Source organism: Saccharopolyspora sp. NPDC050389 (assembly GCF_040655595.1).
Classification (GTDB): domain Bacteria; phylum Actinomycetota; class Actinomycetes; order Mycobacteriales; family Pseudonocardiaceae; genus Saccharopolyspora.
The window spans coordinates 1-24350 of the sequence record NZ_JBFAKG010000122.1; the positions used below are offsets into that span (position 1 = coordinate 1).

Annotated in this window: 24 protein-coding genes and 1 pseudogene; 20 read left to right on the forward strand and 5 right to left on the reverse strand. The window is 70.7% G+C overall.

Going from position 1 to position 24350, the window contains the following annotated elements:
• Window positions 1–235: 235 nt before the first annotated feature.
• Entirely contained in the window at window positions 236–2200 is a 1965-nt protein-coding gene (locus AB0I53_RS44185) for a beta-galactosidase (protein ID WP_358615705.1), read from the reverse strand.
• Window positions 2201–2228: 28 nt separating this feature from the next.
• On the reverse strand, window positions 2229–3149 hold the full coding sequence (locus tag AB0I53_RS44190) for a dihydrodipicolinate synthase family protein (RefSeq protein ID WP_358615707.1): 921 nt from the start codon (window positions 3147–3149) through the stop codon (window positions 2229–2231).
• A gap of 245 nt (window positions 3150–3394) precedes the next feature.
• Between AB0I53_RS44190 and AB0I53_RS44195 the strand changes: the two genes are divergently transcribed.
• The 7 genes from AB0I53_RS44195 to AB0I53_RS44225 all read left to right on the forward strand — a co-directional run bounded on the left by AB0I53_RS44195 (window position 3395) and on the right by AB0I53_RS44225 (window position 10173).
• Window positions 3395–5059 carry a cytochrome bc complex cytochrome b subunit gene (locus AB0I53_RS44195; protein WP_358615710.1) on the forward strand — a complete coding sequence of 555 codons (1665 nt, stop codon included), beginning with the start codon at window positions 3395–3397 and terminating at the stop codon, window positions 5057–5059.
• 33 nt (window positions 5060–5092) lie between these two features.
• A complete protein-coding gene (locus tag AB0I53_RS44200) occupies window positions 5093–6007 on the forward strand; it encodes a ribonuclease Z (RefSeq protein ID WP_358615713.1) in 915 nt (304 codons plus the stop codon).
• 277 nt (window positions 6008–6284) lie between these two features.
• Window positions 6285–7313 (forward strand): GTP-binding protein, encoded by a 1029-nt coding sequence (locus AB0I53_RS44205; protein ID WP_358615716.1) that lies wholly within the window; start codon window positions 6285–6287, stop codon window positions 7311–7313.
• Between the two features lie 67 nt (window positions 7314–7380).
• Window positions 7381–8223 carry an SAM-dependent methyltransferase gene (locus AB0I53_RS44210; RefSeq protein WP_358615718.1) on the forward strand — a complete coding sequence of 281 codons (843 nt, stop codon included), beginning with the start codon at window positions 7381–7383 and terminating at the stop codon, window positions 8221–8223.
• An 87-nt stretch (window positions 8224–8310) separates the two neighbouring features.
• Window positions 8311–8823: a DUF664 domain-containing protein gene (locus tag AB0I53_RS44215; protein WP_358615720.1), complete on the forward strand. Its 513-nt coding sequence runs from the start codon at window positions 8311–8313 to the stop codon at window positions 8821–8823.
• Between the two features lie 40 nt (window positions 8824–8863).
• Window positions 8864–9346 (forward strand): DUF1992 domain-containing protein, encoded by a 483-nt coding sequence (locus AB0I53_RS44220; protein ID WP_358615722.1) that lies wholly within the window; start codon window positions 8864–8866, stop codon window positions 9344–9346.
• Between the two features lie 269 nt (window positions 9347–9615).
• Window positions 9616–10173 carry a winged helix-turn-helix domain-containing protein gene (locus AB0I53_RS44225; protein ID WP_358615724.1) on the forward strand — a complete coding sequence of 186 codons (558 nt, stop codon included), beginning with the start codon at window positions 9616–9618 and terminating at the stop codon, window positions 10171–10173.
• On the opposite strand, the gene AB0I53_RS44230 is transcribed toward AB0I53_RS44225, so the two are convergent.
• Entirely contained in the window at window positions 10137–11171 is a 1035-nt protein-coding gene (locus AB0I53_RS44230) for an NAD(P)/FAD-dependent oxidoreductase (protein ID WP_358615726.1), read from the reverse strand. The genes AB0I53_RS44225 and AB0I53_RS44230 overlap by 37 nt on opposite strands.
• 116 nt (window positions 11172–11287) lie before the next feature.
• Between AB0I53_RS44230 and AB0I53_RS44235 the strand changes: the two genes are divergently transcribed.
• The 7 genes from AB0I53_RS44235 to AB0I53_RS44265 all read left to right on the forward strand — a co-directional run bounded on the left by AB0I53_RS44235 (window position 11288) and on the right by AB0I53_RS44265 (window position 19117).
• Window positions 11288–11566: a DUF6343 family protein gene (locus tag AB0I53_RS44235; RefSeq protein ID WP_358615729.1), complete on the forward strand. Its 279-nt coding sequence runs from the start codon at window positions 11288–11290 to the stop codon at window positions 11564–11566.
• Window positions 11567–11661: 95 nt separating this feature from the next.
• On the forward strand, window positions 11662–12654 hold the full coding sequence (locus tag AB0I53_RS44240; protein WP_358615731.1) for a LacI family DNA-binding transcriptional regulator: 993 nt from the start codon (window positions 11662–11664) through the stop codon (window positions 12652–12654).
• Between the two features lie 27 nt (window positions 12655–12681).
• On the forward strand, window positions 12682–13677 hold the full coding sequence (locus tag AB0I53_RS44245; RefSeq protein ID WP_358615734.1) for a 2-hydroxyacid dehydrogenase: 996 nt from the start codon (window positions 12682–12684) through the stop codon (window positions 13675–13677).
• Complete coding sequence (gene manD, locus AB0I53_RS44250) at window positions 13674–14888, forward strand: D-mannonate dehydratase ManD (protein ID WP_358615737.1); 1215 nt, start codon at window positions 13674–13676, stop codon at window positions 14886–14888. Before AB0I53_RS44245 ends, manD begins: the two co-directional genes overlap by 4 nt.
• 4 nt (window positions 14889–14892) lie before the next feature.
• Window positions 14893–16383 carry a mannitol dehydrogenase family protein gene (locus tag AB0I53_RS44255; RefSeq protein WP_358615740.1) on the forward strand — a complete coding sequence of 497 codons (1491 nt, stop codon included), beginning with the start codon at window positions 14893–14895 and terminating at the stop codon, window positions 16381–16383.
• An 80-nt stretch (window positions 16384–16463) separates the two neighbouring features.
• Window positions 16464–17804, forward strand: a complete 1341-nt coding sequence (locus AB0I53_RS44260; protein ID WP_358615742.1) for an MFS transporter — start codon at window positions 16464–16466, stop codon at window positions 17802–17804.
• Between the two features lie 143 nt (window positions 17805–17947).
• Window positions 17948–19117 (forward strand): 4-hydroxybenzoate 3-monooxygenase, encoded by a 1170-nt coding sequence (locus AB0I53_RS44265; protein WP_358615745.1) that lies wholly within the window; start codon window positions 17948–17950, stop codon window positions 19115–19117.
• A 23-nt stretch (window positions 19118–19140) separates the two neighbouring features.
• Here the strand turns inward: AB0I53_RS44265 and AB0I53_RS44270 are convergent, their stop codons facing one another.
• Window positions 19141–19353, reverse strand: a complete 213-nt coding sequence (locus tag AB0I53_RS44270) for a helix-turn-helix domain-containing protein (RefSeq protein ID WP_358615761.1) — start codon at window positions 19351–19353, stop codon at window positions 19141–19143.
• Between the two features lie 177 nt (window positions 19354–19530).
• On the opposite strand from AB0I53_RS44270, the pseudogene AB0I53_RS44275 reads away from it, so the two are divergent.
• A pseudogene (locus AB0I53_RS44275) lies at window positions 19531–19701 on the forward strand (alpha/beta hydrolase); the annotation flags it as partial.
• 56 nt (window positions 19702–19757) lie between these two features.
• Here AB0I53_RS44275 and AB0I53_RS44280 read toward each other — a convergent pair.
• Window positions 19758–20327, reverse strand: coding sequence for a TetR/AcrR family transcriptional regulator (locus tag AB0I53_RS44280; RefSeq protein ID WP_358615748.1), 570 nt, complete (start codon window positions 20325–20327; stop codon window positions 19758–19760).
• Window positions 20328–20404: 77 nt separating this feature from the next.
• Here AB0I53_RS44280 and AB0I53_RS44285 point away from each other — a divergent pair, with 77 nt between their 5' ends.
• From AB0I53_RS44285 to AB0I53_RS44305, 5 genes are read left to right on the forward strand one after another with little or no spacing between them, the layout of a single operon-like run.
• Window positions 20405–20668, forward strand: coding sequence for a hypothetical protein (locus AB0I53_RS44285; protein ID WP_358615750.1), 264 nt, complete (start codon window positions 20405–20407; stop codon window positions 20666–20668).
• 40 nt (window positions 20669–20708) lie between these two features.
• Window positions 20709–22535, forward strand: coding sequence for an ABC transporter ATP-binding protein (locus AB0I53_RS44290; protein WP_358615753.1), 1827 nt, complete (start codon window positions 20709–20711; stop codon window positions 22533–22535).
• Window positions 22532–22906: a hypothetical protein gene (locus AB0I53_RS44295; protein WP_358615764.1), complete on the forward strand. Its 375-nt coding sequence runs from the start codon at window positions 22532–22534 to the stop codon at window positions 22904–22906. The genes AB0I53_RS44290 and AB0I53_RS44295 overlap by 4 nt, the downstream gene beginning before the upstream one ends.
• A complete protein-coding gene (locus AB0I53_RS44300; protein ID WP_358615756.1) occupies window positions 22789–23346 on the forward strand; it encodes an ABC transporter transmembrane domain-containing protein in 558 nt (185 codons plus the stop codon). Before AB0I53_RS44295 ends, AB0I53_RS44300 begins: the two co-directional genes overlap by 118 nt.
• On the forward strand, window positions 23331–24245 hold the full coding sequence (locus tag AB0I53_RS44305) for an ABC transporter ATP-binding protein (protein WP_358615759.1): 915 nt from the start codon (window positions 23331–23333) through the stop codon (window positions 24243–24245). Before AB0I53_RS44300 ends, AB0I53_RS44305 begins: the two co-directional genes overlap by 16 nt.
• The last annotated feature ends 105 nt before the right edge of the window (window positions 24246–24350 follow it).

The following is a 24350-nucleotide window of genomic DNA, read 5'->3' on the forward strand; positions in this document are numbered from 1 at the left end:
TGTCAAGCCGTTCACCCCCGAAGGGGCGGCCGCAAGGCCGGGCTTGACCTCCGGCCCGCAGCCCCCACCCTCCACCCATCGCGGGGATGGCCCACCCAAAACGAAACCCCTAAAAATCCCAACCCCGTACGAAAGGCAACCAAAAAGCCCTAGACCCAACCCCATAAAGAAAACAAAACCCCAAAAGCCCCCACCCCGCCAAGCCCCAAAGACCCGAGCCCACCCCCCAGCTCCCCTACCCCGCCAAAACCTCCACCCCAAACCCGGGAATCTCCACCCGAGCCTCCCCAACAACCACCTCAACGCTCCCAACATTGTGGTTGAGCAAGAAAACCCGCCCACCCCGCCGAACGGCCTGAACCCCCTCGGGCAGCCCAGCAAGCACGGGCGCAACACCGCTGTCCCCAACAACCCGATCCAGAACGGCCCGCATCCCACCGGCCTCCAATCGAGTCCCGAGGTACCAGGCCACGCCATCCCCAAAGGCGTGCCGAGTCAAAGCGGCCCCACCCGAAAGCCCACCGTCGGTGAACCGCCCAACCACCTCGGCCCCATCCACAACGATGTCCTCGAACCAAAGAACCCCGCGCTCGGCCGAATCCAGTACGGAAACCCCGACGGAGTCGCCATCCGCCAAGGGCCAGAACTCGGCCACCTGCACGCCGAGGACCTCCCGCAACGGCCCCAGGTATCCACCCAGGTGGATCCGGTCGGATTCGTCGACGATGCCGGAGAAGAACGACACCAGCAGGTGCCCACCCCGCCGCACGTACTCGGTCAGGTTCGCGGCGGTCTCGGCCCTGGTCAGGTACAGGTTCGGCACCACCACCAGCCGGTAGCCGGACAGATCCGAATCCGGGTGCACGACGTCGCAGCCGATGTTCGCGTCGAACAGCGGCGAGTAGTGCGCCAAGAGCGCGTCGAGCTGGTCCAGCGAGGCTGGGTGCGAGTTCAGTTCCAGCGCCCACCAGCTCTCCCAGTCCAGCACCAGCGCCACGTCGTTGTCGGGGCGGGTGTCGACGAGCGAGCCGGTTTCGGCGAGTTCCGCGCCGAGCCCGGCCACTTCGCGGAAGATCCGGCTGTCCGGCCCGGCGTGCGGCACCATCGCGGAGTGGAACTTCTCGGCGCCGCCCTTGGACTGCCGCCACTGGAAGAACATCACGGCGTCCGCGCCTTGGGCCACGGCCTGCCAGCTCCACAGGCGCATCTGGCCCGGCTGCTTGACGCCGTTGCGTTCGCGCCAGTTCACCGCGCTCGGCGCCTGTTCCATCAGCAGCCACGGCTGGCCGCCGCGCAGTGACCGGATGACGTCGTAGGACAGCGCGGCGAGCACGTGCGCCTGCGGGTCGTGCGGGTCGGGGTACGAGTCGTAGCTGACGACGTCCACTTCGGACGCCCAACGGTGCAGGTCGAGCGTTTTCGCCAGCGGCACGTGGTTGGTGGTCACCGGCACGTCGGGCGCCGCTGCCCGCAGCACGGCCTTCTCCATCCGCAGCAGGTCGAGCAGTGCGTCCGAGGAGAACCGGGCGAAGTCGAGCTGCTGCGTGGGGTTGGCGAACGTGGGAGCGGTGCGCGGCGGCAGCACCTCGTCGAAGTCGTCGTAGCGCTGCGACCAGAACTTCGTCGACCAGGCGTCGTTCAGCTCGGCGATGCCGCCGTAGCGCTCGCCCAGCCATTCCCGGAATGCCGCCGCGGAGCTGTCGCAGTAGCAGGCGCGGACGTGGCACCCGTACTCGTTGCCGATGTGCCACAACGCAAGCGCGGGATGTTCCGCGTAGCGCTCCGCGAGCCGGGTCACGAGCCGCTCGGCGTGCTCCCGGTAGACGGGGCTGGACGGGCAGTACGCCTGCCGCGCCCCGGGCCACAGGACGGTGCCGTCGGCGCGCTGCGGCAGGGTTTCCGGATGCAGCTTGGCCAGCCACGGCGGCGGTGACGCGGTCATGGTGGCCACGGCGGCGGAGACCCCGGCGTCGGCGAGGTTGTCCAGCACGCGGTCGAACCAGCCGAAGTCGAACTCGCCGGGCCGGGGCTCCACCAGCGCCCAGCCGAAGATCCCGACGCTGACCAGCGACACCCCGGCCTGCTTCATCAGCCGCATGTCCTCGGCCCACACGTGTTCGGGCCACTGCTCCGGGTTGTAGTCCCCGCCGTAGGCGATGCGGCCCAACCTCTCCGGTAGCCGGCGCAGGTTCTCGGTCACGACTTGACGCTCCCTTCGGCGGGTTCGATCAGGCCTGGAGCAGGCCGGCCTCGACCAGGTGTCGGCGGACTTCGGCTCGTTCGGCGTCGTCGAGCGCCACCATCGGCACGCTGGTCGTGCCGTGCTCGATCACGCCCAGCTGCACCAGCGCCTCCTTGAACGCGCCGATCGCCGACGAGTACCGGCTCATCGGGCGGGCGCCGACGCCGATCAGCCGGAAGAGGCGACGCAGCCGCGCCTGCTCCGTCGCGGCCTGCTGCCACTGCCCTGCGGCCGCGGCGTCGTAGAGCCGGACGTATCCGTGCGGGTCGGCGTTGCCGAGGCCGGGCACCAGGCCGTGCGCGCCGAGCTGCAGGCTGGTGTCGGCCATCGTCTCGGAGCCGCTGAACACCAGGAAGTCCCGGTCCGGCACGGCTTCCAGCACGGTGCGCAGGCCGTCGAGGTCGCCGCTGGAGTCCTTCAGGCCGCGGAGCGTGCCGTCCGCCGCGAGTTCGACGACCGTTTCCGGGGCGAGCTTGGTGTGCACCGAGACGGGGATGTCGTAGGCGAGCAGCGGGAGGTCCACGGCGGCACGGATCTGGCGGAAGTGCGTCAGGATCTCGACCGGATGGGTCGGGACGTAGAACGGCGCCGTGGCCACCAGCGCGGAGGCGCCGTGCCTCAGCGCGGCGCGCGCGTGTTCGACGACCCTGGGCGTGGCTGTGTCGATGACGCCCGCCAGCACCGGCACCGCGCCGGCCGCCACCCCGGCGACGACTTCCAGCACGCGGTACCGCGCCGCGTCCGGCAGGTAGCCGGCCTCGCCGGTCGAACCCGTGACGAACAGCCCGTGGACCCCGGCGTCGAGCAGGTGGCCGGTGAGCTTCTCCAGCGACGGCACGTCGATTTCGCGGTCCGGGGTCAGCGGTGTGCACAGCGGCGGGATCACTCCGCCGGCCAGCTCGGCCATACCACTCCTCTGGTTGCCCATGAAGACGTAGGACGTAGGATGTCCAGACGCTAGCGGCTCGGCCCGGCCCTGACAAGTGCCACCGCGCCCACTGGTCCGGCCACTCGTTCGGCTGCCAGCGGCAAGCCGACGCAGTACGCTCATATCCGCGCAGTGTCGTTTCGCCCAGCCAGTCGGCGGGAGTTCGCGGAATCGACGACACGGGACCCCCGTCGGCGGCTCGCAGCGCGGTGCCGGGAGCCGACATGAGCAGGTTGACGCAACCCACGAAGCCTGAGAGCAAGCTGTTCCGGAAGATCCGCCACCAGGCGAACGAGGCGGACGTGCGGTTCCGCCTGGCGCCGGGGATGCGGCGGCAGATCAGCAAGGTCTTCCCGTCGAACTGGTCGTTCCTGCTCGGCGAGCTCGCGCTGTACAGCTTCGTCATCCTGGTGCTCACCGGCACCTACCTCGCGTGGTTCTTCGACCCGTCGATGACCGAGGTGACCTACAACGGCGTCTACCAGAACCTCCGCGGGGTGTCGATGTCCCGCGCGTTCGAGAGCACGCTGGACATCTCCTTCGAAGTCCGCGGCGGGCTGTTCGCGCGCCAGCTGCACCACTGGGCCGCGCTGGTGTTCATGGCCGCGATCGTGGCGCACATGTTCCGGATCTTCTTCACCGGCGCGTTCCGCCGGCCGCGCGAGGTGAACTGGACCATCGGGATCCTGCTGTTCTTCCTGGGCATGTTCGAGGGCTTCATCGGCTACTCGCTGCCCGACGACCTGCTCTCCGGAACGGGGATGCGGATCGCCTCCGGCATCGTGCTCTCGGTCCCGGTCATCGGCACCTGGCTGCAGTGGATGCTCTTCGGCGGGGAATTCCCCGGCACCGAGATCATCCCGCGGTTCTACCTGATCCACGTCTTCCTGCTGCCGGGCCTCATCCTCGGCCTGGTCGCGGTGCACCTGGCGATCGTCTGGTACCAGAAGCACACCCAGTACCCCGGCCCGAAGCGCACCGAGTCCAATGTGGAGGGCGTGCGGATCATGCCGGTGTTCGCGGTCAAGAGCACCGGGCTGTTCCTGATCATCACCGGCGTGCTGGCGATCATGAGCGGCATCTTCCAGATCAACGCGATCTGGAACTTCGGCCCGTACGTGGCGTCGATGATCTCGGCGGCCTCTCAGCCGGACTGGTACATGATCTGGACCGACGGGATGGGGCGGCTGTGGCCGCCGTGGGAGGTCTACCTGGGGCCGTTCACCATTCCGGCGGTGTTCTTCCCGCTCGTCATCGGGCTCGGCCTGGTGTTCACCGTGGCGATCATCTACCCGTTCCTGGAGCGCAAGCTCAGCGGCGACACCGCGCACCACAACCTGCTGCAACGGCCGCGCGACGCGCCGGTGCGGACCGGGCTGGGCGCGATGGCCATCACGTTCTTCGTGGTGGTGCTGCTGTCCGGGGTCAACGACGTCATCGCCTTCGTGTTCGGGCTGTCGCTGAACATGACGACCTGGGCCGGCCGGATCGGCGTGCTGCTCGCGCCGCCGATCGCCTACTACGTCACCTACCGGATATGCCTGGGCCTGCAGCGCACCGACCGGGACGTGCTGGAGCACGGCGTGGAGACCGGCATCATCAAGCGCCTGCCGCACGGCGAGTTCATCGAGGTGCACCAGCCGCTGGGCCCGGTCGACGAGCACGGGCACCCGGTGCCGCTGCCCTACCAGGGCGCTCCGGTGCCGAAGAAGATGAACCAGCTCGGCGCCGCCGGCCGGTCGGTGCCCGGCAGCCTGCTGGTGCCCGATCCGCGCGAGGAGACCGAGGCCCTGGACGCGGCCCGCCACGCCGAGGCGGAGCGGGAGCGCCCCGCCGGGGAGGCCGAGGTCGAGGTCCCGTCCGGCCGCCCGCAGGCGCCCGAGCGGTGATCGCCGCGGCGCGAGTGCCGTAGGGTGCCGCGGGTGTCCAATCGGGAACTGGTCGTGCTGGGCACGGCGAGCCAGGCGCCGACGCGGTCCCGCAACCACAACGGCTACCTGCTGCGCTGGGACGGCACCGGCCTGCTGTTCGACCCCGGCGAGGGAGTGCAGCGGCAGATGATCCACGCGGGAGTCAGCGCGCACGACATCGACCGGATCTGCCTCAGCCACTTCCACGGCGATCACTGCCTCGGGGTGCCGGGCGTGGTCCAGCGGCTGTCGCTGGACCGGGTGCGGCGGCCGGTGTACGCGCACTACCCGGCGAGCGGGACCGGTTTCTTCCGCAACCTGCGCTACGCCTCGGCCTTCGACGAGGTGGTCGACCTGCAGGAGCGGCCGATCGAGCGGGAGGGCACGATCGCCACCGGCCCGTTCGGCACGCTGGAGGCGGTGCGGCTGGACCACCGCATCGAGACGTTCGGGTACCGGCTGGTGGAGCCAGACGGCCGGCGCATGGTGCCCGAGCGGCTGGCCCGGTTCGGGGTGCACGGTGCGGCCGTCGGGCGGCTGCAGCGCGAGCGGGTGCTCCGCGCCGGCGCCGATCAGGTGACGTTGGAGCAGGTCAGCGAGCCGCGGCCGGGACAGCGGTTCGGGTTCGTGATGGACACCCGGCTGTGCGACGGCGTGTTCGCCATCGCCGACGGCGCCGATCTGCTGGTGATCGAGTCCACCTTCCTGGACGAGGACGCGCGGCTGGCCGACGAGTACCGCCATCTCACCGCCGCCCAGGCGGCCCGGGTCGCCGCCGAGTGCGGCGTGCGCACTCTGGTCCTCACCCACTTCTCGCAGCGCTACTCAGATCCGCAACGCTTCCACGACGAGGCCGCGGCGGTATTCGACGGCCGGGTGGTCGTGGCCGAAGACCTGCAACGCATCCCGGTCCCGAAACGCAAGTAAGACCACATTCCAGACGCACCTTGCGTGGCGGTGCGGGTGGCGGCCCCCCTGCGGGAATTACGGTCGCCTTCTCGCTGTGGGATCCCCGACATCATGAATGCCAATTCACCACGTCGGGACTGTCCTCGCCGAGAACCCCGGCGGGGTGGGCACAGCCTGAGAACCCGCGGCGGTGCCGGTTGCGGGGGGTGGTGGGCTAAGCGGCTGCGCCGCTTCAAGAAAGTCAGCGAATCGATATGCTGCCGGGCGGTTAGCAGTCGCGCGGAAGGCGGGTTCCTTGGTTCGGCAACCGATCCCGGTCATCATCGTCGCGGGGTTCCTCGGGGCTGGGAAGACCAGCCTGCTCAACCACCTGCTGCGCAACCCGCAGGGCGCCCGGATCGGCGTCGTGGTCAACGACTTCGGGAAGATAAACATCGACGCGCTGAGCGTCGCCGGCCAGGTCGATTCCACCGTGTCGCTGAGCAACGGCTGCCTGTGCTGCGCCGTCGACGCCAGCGGGCTCGACGACCTGCTGGCCAGGCTCGCGCGACCCGGCAGCGACATCGACGTGATCGTGATCGAGTCCAGCGGCCTCGCCGACCCGCGCGGCATGGTCCGGCTGCTGCTGAACAGCACCAACCGCCGCCTCGGCTACGGCGGGCTGGTCGAGGTGGTCGACGCCGCGGAGTTCGACGCGACCCGGCGCCGCCATCCCGAGATCGACCAGCACCTGCGCTTCGCCGACCTGGTGCTGCTGAACAAGATCGACCGCGTCGCCGAATCCGACCAGCGGCGGCTGACGGAGCTGGTGGGCGGGCTCGCCGGCGGCAAACCGGTGCTGCCGACCGCGCACGGCCGCGTCGATCCGACGCTGCTGTTCGACCACGAGGCGGTCCGCGAACGGCAGGACGTCGCGCGCCAGCTTTCCTTCGACGAGCTGCTGGCCGAATCGCCCGACGACTGCCACGAGCACCTGCACACCGCGTACCAGAGCGTGGAGTTCACCGCCGATGGCCCGGTGGATCCGCGGGCGCTGATGCGGTTCCTCGACGACCGTCCGGACGGCGTCTACCGGATGAAGGGCCAGGTGCACTTCGGCGCGCCGGGCCAAGGGCAGAAGTTCACCCTGCACACCGTCGGCGACTTCCTGCGGTTCCAGCGGACGCGTTGGGGCCGGGGCGAGCCGCGGCTGACGCAGCTCGTGGTGATCGGCTCCGGCCTCGACCGGGAGCGGGTGCGCAGCGACCTGGCCGCCTGCCTCGGCGAACCCGACCACGCGGACGAGCACAGCATGCTGGATGTGCTCAAGTACACCCGCTCCTGATCTTGCCAAGCCGATCGCGCAGGAGCAGCCTGCGGCTGATCGACCGTCGAACCGGAGAGGCACGGGGATGCAGGGACATCCGGGACAGGACCCCGCACAGGCGGAGTTGTTCGCGAACCTGGCCGGGGTGGACCGCGACCGGGCCAACCCGGCCCGCATGTACGACTACTACCTGGGCGGTGCGCACAACTTCGCCGCGGACCGCGAGGCGGCCGATCGCGTGCTGGCGGTGCTGCCCGAGACGCGCACCTTCGCCCAGGAGAACCGGGCGTTCCTGCAGCGCGCGGTGCGCTACCTGGCCACCGAGGCGGGCATCGACCAGTTCCTCGACCTCGGCTCCGGCATCCCGACCGTCGGCAACGTGCACGAGATCGCCCAAGGCCTGGACGCCGCCGCGCGGATCGTCTACGTCGACCACGAGCCGGTGGCGGTGGCGCAGTCGCAGCGCATGCTGGCGGGCAACGAGCGCGCCACCATCATCCGCGCGGACCTGCGGCACCCGGAGCTGGTGCTGGGCCACCCCGACACCCGGCGGCTGCTGGACTTCTCCCGGCCGGTGGCGGTGCTGATGATCTCCGTGTTCCCGTTCATCCCAGATTCCGACGATCCGGCCGGGATCATCGCCAGCTACCGGCGGGCCTGCGCGCCCGGCAGCCATCTGGCGCTGTCGCACAGCCTGACGCCGGAGTACTGGCCGGGCGAGGTCGCGCAGGCCATCGAGCTCTACCAGTCCAGCACCCACCCGCTGCACCTGCGCAACCCGGACCAGGTCGCGGACCTGTTCGGGGGCTACGAGCTGGTGCCGCCGGGCGTGGTGTTCACCTCGGCGTGGCGGCCGGACCGGCCGGTCACCGACGAGCAGGCGCGGGAAAGCCGCGCGGTGGCCGGGGTGGGCGTGCTGCGCAGCTAGCGTCCACTGTGGATCTGCTGCCGGATCCCGGCGACGGTCGTACCGTGGCGCAGACCGGTTCCGACTCGCCGAGAGGAGCGTGGGCGGATGTCCAGCGCCGAGGTGCTCGTCGATGCGTTCGACCGAATCCGCGAAGCGGTGCACGAGACCGTGTCGGGCCTGGATGCCGACCAGCTGGCGTACCGGGTCGATCCGGAGGCCAACTCGATCGCCTGGCTGGTGTGGCACCTGACCCGGGTGCAGGACGACCACGTCTCGGACGCGGCCGCGGCGGAGCAGGCCTGGACCGCGCAGGACTGGCTGGGGCGCTTCGGGTTGCCGTTCGCGCACGAGGACATCGGCTACGGCCACGATCCCGACGAGGTCGCCGACGTCCGCGTCGACTCCGGCGAGCTGCTGACCGGGTACCACGACGCGGTCCACGCGCGGACGGTCGCGTTCGTCTCGGAGCTGACCGACGACGACCTCGCGGAGGTCGTGGACGCCGGGTGGACTCCCCCGGTCACGCTCGGCGTCCGCCTGGTGAGCGTGATCGCCGACGACCTGCAGCACGCCGGTCAGGCCGCCTTCATCCGCGGCATCCTCGAACGCGCCGGCTAACCGATGGCATCGCAGCGGTGGCATGGCGGACAATCGCGGCATGACCGAGCGCAAGCCACCCGGTGTCACGTTCGAATCATGGGTCGACAAGCAGATCCGGACGGCGCAGGAGCGCGGCGACTTCGACGACCTGCCCGGCGCGGGCAAGCCGCTGCCCGGCGCGGGCGCGCCGCTCGACGACCAGTGGTGGGTCAAGGACTACATCCGCCGAGAAGGCATCTCCGGTGACGCGCTGCTGCCCACCCCGTTGCAGCTGCGCAAGGAGATCGAGCGGCTGCCCGAAGCGGTTCACGACCTGACCACCGAGCAGGCCGTCCGCGACGTGGCCGCCGACCTGAACCGCCGCATCGTCGACCACCTCCGCACGCCGACCGGGCCGCAGGTGGCCATCGGCCCGGTGAACGTCGACGACGTGGTCTCGGCGTGGCGCGCCGGCCGGCCCGCTCCGACGCAGCGGCCCGCGGCGGAGCCGGACGAGCCCGCGCCGCCGAAAGCCCGCTGGTGGCAACGCTTCCGGCGGTGAGCCCGGCCAGCGGTTTCCCACCTTTTGAACGGCTTTGACGGAAATCTCCGACGCTGCTTTGATCAATGTCATGACGCCGGGACCGCTGCTCGTGCAGCGCGCGCACATCGACCTGCTGTGGGTCGCTTCCGCGGCTTGTCCGCGCACCTGATCTCCCCTTTGCCCCGGCGTCGCTCCGCTGCTCGCCCAAGTCGTCTGCCGCCGGGTTGCTGTTGTTCGCACCGGCGCCGGGAAGCACCCGGCGACGCGATGAGACGGAGACCTGTGCAATGACGCTGGAAGCTGCTTTCCTGGACCCGGCGGACGGTGGCGCGGTTATCGAGGTGACCGCCCGATTCGTCGTCCCGCAACGCGATCTGGCCTCGCTGGAACGCGATTTCGCCCAGAAGATCCGCGCCCTGGCCGGAATACCGGGTCAGTCCACTGTGGAGGTCCAAGCCAGGCCGCAGGCGCCGCGGCTGCGCGCGCTACCCGCTCCGGTGGAGCCCGCCCTGCGGATCCTGGTCGCGCCGCGCCGCGTCGTGCGGGCCGACGGGACGTTCATCGACTTCACCCGGCTGGAGTTCGACCTGCTGCTGTTCCTGTGCGAGAACCCGGGACGGGTGCACCGGCGCGGCGCGCTGCTCAACGCCGTGTGGCACCTCAACAGCACGCCTAGCACCCGCACCGTGGACGTGCACGTCCGGCGGATCCGCAGCAAGCTCGGGCCCGGCCTGGACCTGATCACCACGGTGCGCGGAGTCGGCTACCGGCTGGACCACACCGCGGAGGTCGAGATCGAGCCCGATCCCTACGCGTCCCGAACCGACAGCTTCCTGGCGACATAGCGGGCGTCCCGGCCGACGCCGTGCAGCGTCGCGGACAGGAACGTCCGCTGGTTCTCCAGGCCGACGAAGCCGAGTCCGGGCCCGGCGATCCCGTACCGGTGCTTCGGCCGCCCTGCCGCGTCCAGGACGCCCAGCGGCGCCAGGTAATCCAGTGCCGGGCGGTATCCGGTGGCCAGGATGACGGTGTCGACGTGTTCGCGAGCGCCGCCGGGCCAGTGCAGTTCGGTACCCTCGGCGGCGGCGAACAGCTCCCGGCAGTCGGGGCGGCCGCTTTCGATCGCCGTGCGGTAGCCGCCGTTGTCGAGCACCGGGATGCTGCCGGGCCGGAACAGCGGCCCGGCCGGGATGCGCGCGAAAGCGGACAGCACCGACCAGAACCGGGAGCCGCCCGGCACCGGCTCGTTCGTGGCGTACTGCACCGGTTTCCGGGTGGCGAGGCTGACGTGCGCGTGCGCCGCGAGCTCCACGGCGATCTGCACCGCCGAGTTGCCAGCGCCCACGACGACCACCCGCTGCCCGGTGAAGGGCTCGGGGCGGCGGTAGTCCGCCGAATGCAGCACCGCGCCGGTGTAGTCCGCGAGCCCCGCCAGCTCCGGCCGGTGCGCCTTGCCGAACGCGCCGGTCGCCGCCACCAGCAGCGGGGCGCGGAACTCCTCGCCGGCGGCGGTGTGCGCCCGGTACTCCCGCCCCGCCCTGGTTACCGAGACGACCCGCTGCCCGGCGCGGATCTCGCAGTCCGAATCGCGGGCGTAGGCGCGCAGGTACTCGATGACTTCGGCGCGATCGGGATAGCGGTTCGGGTCGCCGGGGAATCGCGCGCCGGGCAGTTCGTTGAACCGCGCCGGGGTGAACAGGATCAGGCTGTCGTAGTAGGCGGGCCACGAGCCGACCGGTTCGAGCCCCGCCTCCAGCACCACCGGCCGGCAGCCCTGGCCGCGCAGGGCCCTCGCGGCGGCCAGCCCCGCCTGCCCGCCGCCGATCACCAACGCATCACGCATACCGGCAGTATCGGACATACCGCCCGTGGTCGTGCAACACCTTTTTTCCGCCTGCGTCCACATTGGAGCTTCGTGCCGCGGGTGAGGAACCGGGCCGGAACGGGTAGCCGAGTGGCATGCCGAAGCGCAAGCGCGAGGAGTACGAACGAGGGCTGCCGGGCTACCACGATCCGCTGGCCGGCTACGCCGGAGCGCCCTACGCGCGCAGCGCCCTCACGCTGCGGCTCTGGCTGGCCGGATTCGGCCTGGTGTTCTGCGCGGGCGCGGCGGTCGTGCTGTTCCTGTCGGTGCCGGAGCTGGCTTGGCTGGGATGGGTGCTGGTCGTGCTCGCGGTGATCGCCGCCGTCGACTTCGGCTGGGTCGTCCACCGAAAGCTACGCGGCGAACCCGGCTGAGCCGCCTCGGCAAGAGCATTGACAAGCTTGCGCAAGGCTGGCGATCATTGGCGCCCGGCCACCCGGCCCGGAATCTGCGACGAAGCGGAGATGCGATGGCGCCGACCCTGACCGACGTCGCCAAGCGGGCCAACGTCGCGCTGTCCACGGCCTCCCGCGCGTTCAGCGATCCCCGCCGCCTCGGCCCGGAAACCTTGCGCAAGGTGCTCTCCGTCGCGCAGGAGATCGGCTACGACCCGGCCCCCGGCAAGCGGATCGACCAGGTACCCGCCCAAGGCGCCACCACGGTGGCGATCGTGGTGCCGGACATCGCCAACCCGGTGTTCGGCGGCTTCGTCAAGGCCGCGCAGGGCGAGGTCCGCCGCGGCAGGCAGACCCTGGTGCTGCACGACACCGACTTCGATCCGGAGCGGGAACGCGAGGCCATCGCCCACCTGCGGGCCAAGGCCGATGCCATCGTGATGTGCTCGCCGCGGCTGGACGCCGGGGAGATCGTCGAACTCTGCGACCGGACCCCGCTCCTGCTGGTCAACCGGGAGGCCGAGGGCACCGACTGCATCCTCGCCGATGCCGCCGACGGCCTGCGCCAGACCGTCGACTACCTCGCCGCGCTCGGCCACACCCGGATCGCCTACGTGCAGGGCTCGGAGCACTCCTGGTCCAACGGCCGCCGGGTCGCCCTGACCGTCGAGCTGGCCGCCGAAGCCGGGCTCGACGTGGAAGTCCTGGGCTGGCAGGCCGAAACCGTGGCGGGCGGGGCGGCCGCGGCGGCCAGCGTGGTGGCCTCCGGCGCGTCGGCGGCGATCACGCACAACGACCTCGTCGCCTTCGGCGTCATCAAGGGCGCACGCGCGCTCGGGATCGAGGTGCCGACCGGGCTGAGCGTCGTGGGCATCGACGACATCCCCCTCACCGAGGTGTCCCGCCCGTCGCTGACCAGCATCGCGGTGCCGTGGGCGAAGGCGGGATCGCTGAGCCTGGAGCTGCTGGGGCCGGTGCTGGCCGGCGAGCGGCACCTGCCGCGCAAGCACCGGCTGCCCACCCAGCTCGTCGTGCGCGGTTCGACCGGCCCGGCCGTCGCGCGCTGAAACACCCCGTTCCGCAAGGGAGTCCCATTGAACGTCCCTGGACCGCACGTCGTCGTGACCGACCCGAACCTGGTTCCGCTGCGCGCCGAACTCGAAGCGGCCTTGCCGCCGGGCACCGAGGTGCGGTGGCTCGACGACGCCGCCCCGGATGCGGTTGAGGCCGCCGTCGCGGAAGCGGATGTGCTGGTTTCCCAAGCCGTTCCGCCGGAACTGGCCCGCGCGGCCAAGCGGCTACGGCTGGTGCACGCGCCGGGCGCGGGCACCGAGCGGATCACCGTGGCCGGGCTGCCGCCGGGCGCCCAGGTCGCCAACACCTTCCATCACGAGGACGCCATCGCCGAACACGTCGTCGCGGCGAGCATCCTGCTGCGGCGCGGTTTCCTCCGGCAGGATTCCGCGCTGCGCAACGGTATCTGGGAATCCGCCACCTACGACCGGCAGGTTCCGTGGCCGGGCGCGCTGGGCGGCGCGACCATCGGTTTCGTCGGCTTCGGCCACATCGGCGCGACCGCCTGGGACCGGCTGCGGGCCTTCGGTGCGCGCGGCATCGCGGTCACCCGCCGCGGCCGGGTCGACCCGGAGGCCGGCCTCGCCTGGGCCGGGATCCGCGATCGGTTGCCCGAGCTACTCGCGGAATCCGATGTCGTCGTGGTGTCGATCCCGCTCAGCGAGGAGACGACCGGGCTGATCGGCGCCGCGGAGCTGGCGAAGGCCGGGCCGGATGCCGTGCTGATCAACGTCGGCCGCGGACCGCTGGTCGACGAGGAGGCGCTGTACGAGGCGCTGCGCGACGGCGTGCTCGGGGCCGCCGCGATCGACGTCTGGTACCAGTACCCGACGGCCGGGAAGACCGCCGAGCCGAGCCGTTTTCCCTTCCACGAACTGGAGAACGTGCTGATGACGCCGCACTCGTCCGGGATCGCCCGGCAGACCTACACCCGCCGCGTCGCCGACATCGCGGCGAACATCCGCCGGCTGGCCGCGGGCGAGCCGGTGCAGAACGTCGTGGCGGTGGCCGGGTGAGCGACCGCATCACCGGCGCCGAGGTGCTGGTCACCAGCCCGGGCCGCAACTTCGTGACGCTCAAGATCACCACCGCCGACGGCGTCGTCGGCTGGGGCGACGCCACGCTCAACGGCCGCGAACTGGCGGTCGCCTCCTACCTCCGCGACCACGTCGCGCCGCTGCTGATCGGGCGCGACCCGGCGCGCATCGAGGACACCTGGCAGTACCTCTACCGCGGCGCGTACTGGCGGCGCGGCCCGGTCACCATGACGGCCATCGGCGCGGTCGACATCGCGCTGTGGGACATCAAGGGCAAGGTCACCGGGCAACCGGTCTACCAGCTGCTCGGCGGCGCCGTGCGCGACCGCGTCCTCGCCTACACGCACGCCACCGGCTGGGACGTGCCAGCGCTGCTGGATTCCGTCGACGCCGTGCGCGAGCGCGGCTTCCAGGCGATCCGGGTGCAGACCGGCGTGCCCGGCCTGCACACCGTCTACGGCGTCAGCGCGGACGCCGCGTACGAGCCCGCCGGGCGCGGGGACGCGCCGAAGGAAGAGGTCTGGGACACCGACGCCTACCTGCGGCACGCCCCGGGCGCGCTGGCCGCGGCGCGGGCGCACGTCGGCCCGGAGCTGAAGCTGCTGCACGACGCCCACCACCGACTCACCCCCGGCCAGGCCGCGCGGCTCGGCCGCAGCGTCGAGGACGTCGACCTGTTCTGGCTGGAGGACGTCACGCTGGCGGAGAACCAGGAGGTGCTGCGGCACGTTCGCGGCCACACCACGGTGCCGCTGGCCATCGGCGAGGTGTTCAACACCGTCTGGGAATGCCAGCAGCTGATCACCGAGCAGCTGATCGACTTCGTGCGCACCTGCGTGACGCACGCCGGCGGCATCAGCCACCTGCGGCGGATCGCCGCCCTCGCCGACCTCTGGCAGGTCAAGCTGGGCCCGCACGGCCCGTCCGACGTCTCGCCGGTGGCGCTCGCCGCGTCCGTCCACGTAGGACTTTCCACGCCGAACTTCGCGATCCAGGAGTACATGGGCTACCCGGACCTGGTGCACGAGGTGTTCCGGCACTCGTGGAGCTGCACCGATGGCCACCTGCACCCCGGCGACGCGCCGGGCATCGGCGTCGAGGTCGACGAGGAGCTGGCCGCCCGATTCCCCTACGAGCAAGCGTACCTGCCGGTCGCGCGCCGCCGCGACGGCTCGATGACCGATTGGTGAGCCGATGAACCGCCTCAACGCCGCCACGACCCCGCCCGGCGCCCTGCTGCACCGGCGAGCGCTGCGCGAGACCGGGATCGTCCACTTGGGACTCGGCAACTTCCACCGGGCCCACCAGGCCGTGCACACCGCGGCCGCGCTCGACCACACCGACGGGCCGTGGGGAATCCTCGGCGTGGCGAGTCGTTCCGGCGACGTCGCGAATGCGATGCGCGAGCAGGACTTCCGCTACAGCGTCGTGGAGATCTCACCGCACGACACCAGGATCACCGTGCCCGCGGTGCACACCGGGACGCTCGTCGGGGCCCAGGATCCCGACGCGGTGCTGGACGCGATCGCCGCGCCCAGCACCGCGATCGTCACCCTCACGGTCACGGAGCACGGCTACACCTACTCGCCGCGCACCCGAGGGCTGGATCTGGACAACCCCGATGTGCGGGCCGATCTCGGCGGTGCGCCGCCGAAGACCGCGATCGGCCAGCTGACCCGGGCCCTGCAGCGCAGACTTCGCGCGCACGCCTCCCCCGTCACGATCCTCAGCTGCGACAACCTCACCGGCAACGGATCCCACACCGCCCGTCTGGTGCGCGAGTTCGCCGAGGCACTGCCCGCTGGCGAGCGCGACGAACTCACCGCGTGGCTGGACACCGCGGTGACCTTCCCCAACTCGATGGTCGACCGGATCATCCCGGCCACCACCGACGCGTACCGGGCGGCGGTCGCCGAACGGCTCGGGCTCCGCGACACCGTGCCTGTGCCCGCCGAGCCGTTCAGCATGTGGGTGCTGGAAGACGACTTCGCCTCCGGGCGGCCGCGCTGGGAGCACGGCGGCGCCCGGTTCACCGCCGACGTCCTGCCCTACGAGCTGCTCAAGCTGCGGCTGCTCAACGGCACGCACTCGCTGATCGCCTACCTCGGCGCGCTCGCCGGCCGCGACACGATCCCGGCGTCCACCGCGGAACCGTTCATCGCCGAAGCGGCCCGGCGCGTCCTGCACGACGACTACCTGCCCAGCATCGAGGTGCCCGCCGACGTCGACCTGGACGACTACGTGTCGCAGCTGTTCGACCGGTGGAGCAACACCGCGCTGGGCCACCGCACCCGGCAGGTCGGCTCGGACGGTTCGGCCAAGCTCGCCCAGCGCATCCCGGAACCGGCCCTCCTGCACCTGCGCGCCGGCCGCATGCCGCAACACCTGGCGCTCACCACCGCCGCCTACCTGTGCTGCATGGCCCCGCCGGAGGGCTTCGACGCCGGCCCGCACGCGGCGGCGATGGCCGACCCCGCGCGGGCATCGCTGGTCGCCGCGGCCGGGCGCACGAGATCCGCGGCCGCATTCGCAGCCGAGGTGATCCACAGTGGACTGCTCGGCGACGAACTCGCGGCCCGCGCCGAGTTCACCGACCGGGTAGCCGAATTCATCGACATCATCGCGACGCACGGCCCGGCGACCGCCGCGGCCGAGGCCAACCGACAACCCGCCGAACAGCGATAACCGTCCCACCCCAAGGTCGTCGTCCGCCCCGCGGACCGAACCTGCCGCCCCTGCCCGAATCCATCCGAGGACGTATGGACATGGCCAACACAGCACCAGCCACAGCGGACAGATCGACGCCGGCGGATCCCAAGGCGGTCCGCCGCGCAGCCTGGGCCGGACTCATCGGCACCACCCTCGAGCAGTACGACTTCGTCATCTACGGCACCGCCTCGGCACTGATCTTCAGCAAGCTGTTCTTCCCGAACATCTCCCCCGCCGCGGGCATCCTGGCCAGCTTCAGCGCGTACGCGGTCGGTTTCGCCGCCCGGCCGATCGGCGGGCTGTTCTTCTCCCGCTTCGGCGACCGGTTGGGCCGCAAGTGGGTGCTGGTCGCCACGCTGCTGCTGATGGGCGGCTCCACCTTGGCGATCGGGCTGCTGCCGACCTACCAGCAGATCGGCCTGACCGCCCCGGTGCTGCTGGTGATCTGCCGCTTCTTCCAGGGCATGGGCGCCGGTGCCGAACAGGCGGGCGGCGCGACGCTGCTCACCGAAACGGCCCGGACCGGGCGGCGCGGCAGGCTCGCGTCGCTGGTGATGACCGGCGCGGCGCTGGGCACGGCGCTCGGCGCGGTCGCGTGGATCCTGGCGCAGATGCTGCCCGAGGACGCGCTGATGAGCTGGGGCTGGCGGCTGGTGTTCGGCAGCAGCCTGCTGGTCACCGTCGCGGCGCTGGTGATCCGGCGCAAGCTCAACGAGAGCCCGGTGTTCCAGGAGCTCAAGGACCAGCACGAGGAACCCAAGGCGCCGGTGCGCGAAACGTTCCGCCAGGGCCGCAAGCCGCTGCTGCTGGTGTTCTTCATGAACCTCGGGATGAACGCGCAGTCCTACACCTACCAGGTGTTCATGGCGTCGTACCTGGTGTCCACGGTGGGCGTGGACAAGGCGTTCGTGCCGAAGGTGCTGCTGATCGGCTCCATCTGCGGCGGCATCGCGGCGATCGGTTTCGGCGCGCTCTCCGACGTGATCGGCCGCAAACCGACCTACACGATGATCGTCGCGGCGCTGGTGCTGCTGCCGGGCCCGACGTTCATCGCCCTCAACACCGGCTCGCCGGTGGCCATCACGGTGGCGATCGTCGTGGGCTTCATCCTGGCCTGCCAGGGCGCGGTCGGCGTGCAGATGAGCTACTTCCCGGAGCTGTTCGGCAACCGCTACCGCTACGCGGGCGTCACCCTGGGCCGGGAGTTCTCGGCGGTGTTCAGCGGCGGCGTGGCCCCGCTGATCTGCGCGGCGCTGCTGACGGCTTTCAGCGGCTCCTGGATCCCGGTGGCCGGCTACATGATGGTGATGATGGCGATCAGCCTCGTCGCCTCCCTGCTGGCCCCGGAAACCAAGGACCGCGACCTCAACGTCCCCGAAGACGCCACCGCCGGCTGACCGGCGGTCGCGATCGGGCTTCCGGTGAACGGAAAGGGGCGTTCCCACTCCCCCGGCTCGCAACCGATGGTTGGGGCCGGCCTGCGGTGCCGGTCACATCGGGGTGGCCGGTGCCGCAGGGGCGTGGAGAAAGGAAGCGGCACATGCAGATCCAGGTCGGGATCGTCGGGGCGGGACCCGCGGGGCTGATGCTCTCGCACCTGCTGCACCAGCGCGGCGTGGAATCCGTCGTCATCGACACCCGCACCCGCGAGGAGATCGAGGGCACCATCCGCGCGGGCGTGCTGGAGCAGAGCTCCGTGGACCTGATGACCGAGACCGGCGTCGGCGACCGCGTCCGGCAACTGGGCATGGTGCACGAAGGCATCGAGCTGCGCTTCGGCGGCCGCGGGCACCGCATCGACTTCGCCGACCTCACCGGCGGCCGCGGCGTCACCATCTACCCGCAGCACGAGGTCCTCAAGGACCTGATCGCCAAGCGGCTCGCCGACGGCGGCGACATCCGCTTCGGTGTCTCCGACGTGCAGGTGGAGGGCATCACCGGCGACGCGCCGACGATCCGCTTCACCCGGGACGGCGTCGAGCAGGAGCTGACCTGCGGGCTGGTCGCGGGCTGCGACGGATCGCGGACCATGACCAGGTTCCTGATCCCGGCCCCGAACCCGCGGCAGGACCACTTCCGCCAGTACCCGTTCGCCTGGTTCGGCATCCTGGCCGAGGCGCCGCCGTCCTCCGACGAGCTGATCTACGCGCACCACCGCAACGGCTTCGCGCTGATCAGCACCCGCTCCGCGACCGTGCAGCGGCACTACCTGCAGGTCGACCCGAGCGACACGGTCGAGGCCTGGTCCGACGACCGGATCTGGCAGGAGCTGCACACCCGGGTGGAGGGCGCGCAGATCAAGGAGGGCCCGATCTTCTCCAAGTCGGTGCTGCACTTCCGCAGCTTCGTCTGCGAGCCGATGCAGCACGGCCGCCTGTTCCTGGCCGGCGACGCCGCGCACACCGTCCCGCCGACCGGCGCGAAGGGCATGAACCTGGCGATCGCCGACGTGTACGTGCTTTCCCGCGCCATGGCCCGCTTCTTCGCCGAAAGCGACCGCACCGCGCTCGACGCCTACACCGCCACGGCGCTGCCGCGGGTCTGGCGGGCGCAGCACTTCTCGTGGTGGATGACGTCGATGCTGCACCGCATGCCGGAGGCCAGCGGCTTCGACCAGAACCGGCAGCTCGCGGAGCTCGACACGGTCACCCGCTCCCGAGCAGGCCGCACCCTGCTCGCCGAGAACTACGTCGGCACGCCGTTCGACTGATCCCGGACAACGGCGGATCTTCCTCAGTCGTCGAGCAGCCGCCATGCGGTGAGGGCGAGTCTCGCCCGAAGCAGTCCGGTGGGCTCGGTGAGTTCGATGCCCAGGGTTCTTCCGATCTGTTCGAGTCGGCGGGCGATGCTGCTGTGGTGCAGGTGGCGGAGGTCGGCGGCCCGGCGCAGGGAGCCGGTGGCGCAGTAGGCGTCCAGAGTCTCCAGATCTTCCGGGTTGCAGGCCATTCGGGCGATCGCAGTCACGTCGGTGTTGTCTCGCGCGGCGTCCTGGGGCACTTGTGCAAGCAGCGCCAACACGCCCAGGTCGGTGTACTGGACGACCGGCTGGCGCGGGGTGGTGAAGCGAAGGGCGGTGCGAGCTTCCCGCCAGGAGCGGTCGGGGCTTTCGGCGGCGCCGATCTCCGCGACGAAGGCATCACCTACGCACTGCGCCTGCTGCAGGCGGGCGTGCCGGTCGAACTGCACCAATGGCCCGGCACCTGCCACGGGTCGCACGCGATCACGTCCGCGGAAGTCTCGCAGCGGCAGATCACCGAACTCTGCGCAGCCCTGCGCCGTGCCCTGGCCGAGTAAGCATCCGGCCGCGGTCATCTCCCGGCCGCTAGGCGAGTCCCGGTTCGACAGCAGGCCTAGGCCGGGTCGGCGAAGTGGCGCAGAACCATCTCGACCAGTGCGGTGACGTCGGCGTCGACCATCGGCTCGCCGGTCATGCCCATCCGGTGGAGCAGGGTTCCGACAACGACGTCGATGAAGAGCAGGACCCGGTTCTCCGGCTCGCCGAGTGCGTCCTGCAGCGCAATCCGGTACGGGTCCTGCAACCGCGTCGACAGGATCTCGCGCAGGGCCGGATCGCTGACGGCGTCAACGAACACGCCTGCGAACGCCGCGCCCAGCCCGGGCTCGCCGATCTTCGCCGCGGCCCAGCGGATGGCCGAAGAAATGTTCTCTTCCCGACTGGTGTCCTTCAGCGGCGCCGGGCCCAACGCGTCGACGAGGCAGTCCGCGATCAGCGCACCCTTCGACGGCCAGCGACGGTAGATCGTCGTCTTCGCGACGCCGGCCGCCGCCGCGATGCGGTCCATCGTCGCACCCGCGTAGCCCAGCTCATGAACCGTGCTCAGCGTCGCGGCGAAGACCGTGGCGTCGATGCCGGCGCGCGGGCGACCGGGCGGTCTGGCGGATGTGGTCGCTGGGGTCATGGCCACACGATAACCGCTTTCGCTACGATCGGTATCGATACTATTGGTAGCGAAACTACCGTGGGCGAGGAGGAGACATGAACGACGCCACCGGCATCGAACGGCCGCCGCTAGGAATCCGGCAGGGCGACTGGGTGAACAGCCGCCTCGCCGCCCGGTTGCCCGCGGTCGTCGTCTCGGTCGAGCACTACCTCCGCGGCCCGGGCATTCCGCTGTCGGCTGCCATCGACGACGACTGGACGTGCTCCGGCACGTGGTGCCGCTTGCCGGGCGTGGTGCCGCAGGCCAAGGCCGCGCGGGTGGAGATCGCCGAGTTCCTCCGCGGCCGCCTCGCCGGCTGACGGGTCAGGTCGCGACGAGATCGACCAAGACGGGAGAACGATGACCACCACTGACCTTGCCGAGGCGAGCGATCAGTCCACAACATCACCGGATGCCGGCTCCGCGGCCGGACAGGGCGTGGCACGGCTGCTGGGCCCTCATCTCTGGACTTTCGCCGCCGTGGTGATCCTGCAGATCATCGGCGCCGTCGCGGGTCTGGCGCCGCTGCTGGCGGTCGTCGAACTGGGCCGGACCCTGTTGTCGCCCGGCCCCATTGATCACCGCCATGTCTGGATCGTCGTGATCGCGGGCGCGGTCGGCCTGTTCGTCCAGCTGCTGTTCACGGCCGCGTCGTCCGGGCTCGGGCACGTCCTGGACGACCAGGTGCAACTGTCGTTCCGCCGGCAACTGGCCGCGCAGCTGGGGCGCGTGCCGATCGGCTGGTTCTCCCGGCGCCGGACCGGCGAACTGGCGAAGGTGGTGGGCGAGGACGTGGCTGCCGTGCACCCGTTCATCGCCCACACCCCCGGCGAGCTCGTCGCCGCGTTCGTGGTGCCGCTGGTGTCGCTGATCTACCTGTTCACCGTCGACTGGCGGCTCACGCTGATCACGCTGATACCGGTGGTGCTGGCAGTGGCGCTGGTCCCCCTGATGATGACCCCGACCCGGCAGCGCGAGCAGGCGGAGTTCGACGGGGCCATGGGGCGGATTTCGAGTTCCGTCGTCGAATTCGTGCAGGGCATCTCGGTGGTCAAGGCGTTCGGCGGATCCGGGCGCGCCCACCACAAATTCCGCACGGCCGCAGACGATTTCGTCGGCACCTTCTACCGGTGGGTGCGCGGTATCTCCGGGATCGCCGCGGGGATGCAGCTGGCACTCTCACCGCCGTTCGTGCTGCTGGTCGTGCTGATCGGTGGTGCGGCCCTGATCACGACCGGCGGCCTGGCCCCGGCCGATCTGCTGCCCTTCCTGCTGCTCGGGCTGGGCCTGACCGCTCCGGTGGCGGCCCTCGGCCACGGCTTCGACGAAATGCAGGCCGCCCGGCGCGCGGCCGGCCGGATCCGGGACGTGCTCGACGTGCAGTCGCTGCCGGAGCCCGCGCACCCGGTCGCACCACGGGGGCACCGGGTGGAACTGCGTGACGTTCGATTCGGCTACGTCGCCGATCACGAGGTGCTGCGCGGGATCGACCTGGTGCTCGAGCCGGGGACGGTCACCGCGATCGTCGGGCCGTCGGGAAGCGGGAAGTCCACGCTGGTTCAGCTGTTGCCGCGGTTCTTCGATCCGACCCGCGGTTCGGTCGTCCTGGGCGGCGTCGATCTGCGCGAGCTCGGCAGCCGGGAGCTCTACCGGATGGTCTCCTTCGTCTTCCAGAACACCTCCCTGCTGCGCGCGTCGGTCGCGGAGAACATCGCGCTGGCGGTGCCGCATGCCGACCTCGACGACGTGGTTCGCGCCGCCCGGCTGGCGAACATCCATGATCGAATCCTCGAGCTGCCGCGCGGATACGAAACGGTGATCGGCGAAGAGGTCGGCCTGTCGGGTGGCGAGGCGCAGCGGATCTCGATCGCACGCGCACTGCTCGCCGACGCGCCCGTTCTGGTGCTCGACGAGGCGACCGCCTTCTCCGACCCGCAGACCGAACAGGCGGTGCGCCAGGCCCTGGCGACGTTGGAGGGCGATCGGACGATTCTGATCATCGCCCACCGCCTGGAGACGATCATCGACGCCGACACCGTCGTGATGCTGGAGAACGGGTCGATCGTCGAGCACGGCAAGCCCGCCGAGCTGCTGGTGCGGAACGGAAAGTTCGCCGCGTTCTGGCAATCCCACCGATCGGCGGCCGAAAACCACGGTGGCGCACCGCAAGGAGACGAGCCCCGATGATTCGGATGCTGCTGCGCGTCCTGGGACATGAGTACGCCCAGCCGATGCGTCGCACCGTGGCCCTGATGACGACGACCGCCGTGCTCGAGGGTTTGTCCTACGCACTGCTGGTTCCCGTGCTGCAGGCGCTGTTCGGGAGCACGCCGGGAGATGCCTGGCCCTGGCTGATCACGTTCGGGGCCGCGGTCGCGGTCTACGCGGCGCTGCGCTATCGCAGCGATTTATCCGGGTCGGAGTCTCGCTGCTGCGCGGCATGTACCACCGTCTCGGCGATCATCTGGCCCGATTGCCCATCGGCTGGTACACCGCAGGCCGTGTCGGGGAGGTGTCCGTCCTGGCCAGCCACGGCGTCCTGCAGGCGATGGGCGTGATCGCGCACCTGCTGGCACCATTCATCTCCGCCTGCGTGACGCCCCTGACGATCGTTGTCGTGATGCTCGCCTTCAACTGGCAAATGGGGCTGGCCGCGCTGGTCGCCGTGCCGGTCGTGGCGGCGATCCAGATCTGGACCGGACGCTCGATGGCCGCCACCGACGCGGAGCGCGCCGAGCGCGACCACGAGGCCACCGGGCGAGTCATCGAATATCTCCAGGCCCAGCCGGTGCTGCGAGCCGGCGGCCGGACCGTCGAACGCTTCCGGTTGCTCGACGACTCGCTGCACGAACTCCAGCGCGCGTCCCGCCGCACCACGCTGTCGGCGCTGCCCGGCGCATTGGGCTTGACGCTCGCGGTGCAGGCGATGTTCACCGTGCTGCTGGTCCTCGGCGCCTACCTCGCGCTCGGCGGAGTATCGGGGTGGCAGCGGTTTTGACGATCCTGGTGCTGGCCGCCCGCTGCGCGGATCCGCTGCTTTCGCTGTCGGACGTCGGCGGCAAACTGCGCGGCGCGCGTTCCGAGCTGGCGAGGCTCGACGCGGTATTGCGCACCGAGCCGCTGCCGGAACCTCACGAACCGATCCGGCCGGAACGCCATGACCTGGAGTTCGAGTCCGTCGCCTTCCAGCACGGCGACCGCACGGTGATCGACGACGTGTCGTTGTCCGTGCCGGAGGGACAGCGGCTTGCCGTCGTCGGACCGTCGGGCGCCGGCAAGAGCACGTTGCTGCAGTTGCTCGCGCGGTTCTACGACGTGGGCGCGGGCGTGGTGCGGGTGGGAGGTGTGGACGTGCGCGCGATCGACACCGAGGTGTTGATGGCGCAGATCGCGATCGTCTTCCAGGACGTGTATCTCTTCGACGGCACGATCGAGGAGAACGTGCGCCTGGGCCGTCCCGGCGCCGACGAAGCCGAGGTGCGGGCGGCGGCGACCGCGGCGCGGTTGGACGAGGTGATCGAGCGACTGCCCGGCGGATGGGCGGCGAATGTCGGCGAGGGCGGCGCACTGCTGTCGGGCGGTGAGCGCCAGCGCGTCTCGATCGCGCGAGCCCTGTTGAAGAATGCGCCCATCGTGCTGCTGGACGAGGTGACCTCCGCGCTGGACCCGGTGAACGAGGCGGCCGTCCACGAGGGAATCGAGCGCCTGATGGCGGGCCGGACGGTGGTGATGGTGGCGCACCGGATGCGGACCGTCCAACGCGCCGATCGCGTCGTCTTCCTGGATGGCGGCCGGATCGTGGAGGAAGGCAGCCACGACGAGCTGCTGCGCCGCGACGGCCGCTACGCCGATTTCTGGCGGATTTCCATGACGCCGACGGCAGGTCGACGCGGGTAGCGAGGGGCCGGCTCGACACGGATGGCAGGGCACGTCCGTCGTGCTCCCGGTGCTGGCGGGGGTCGTCGTCCAGGGCGCGCTGCTGGCCTACGAGAGCGTGTTCGT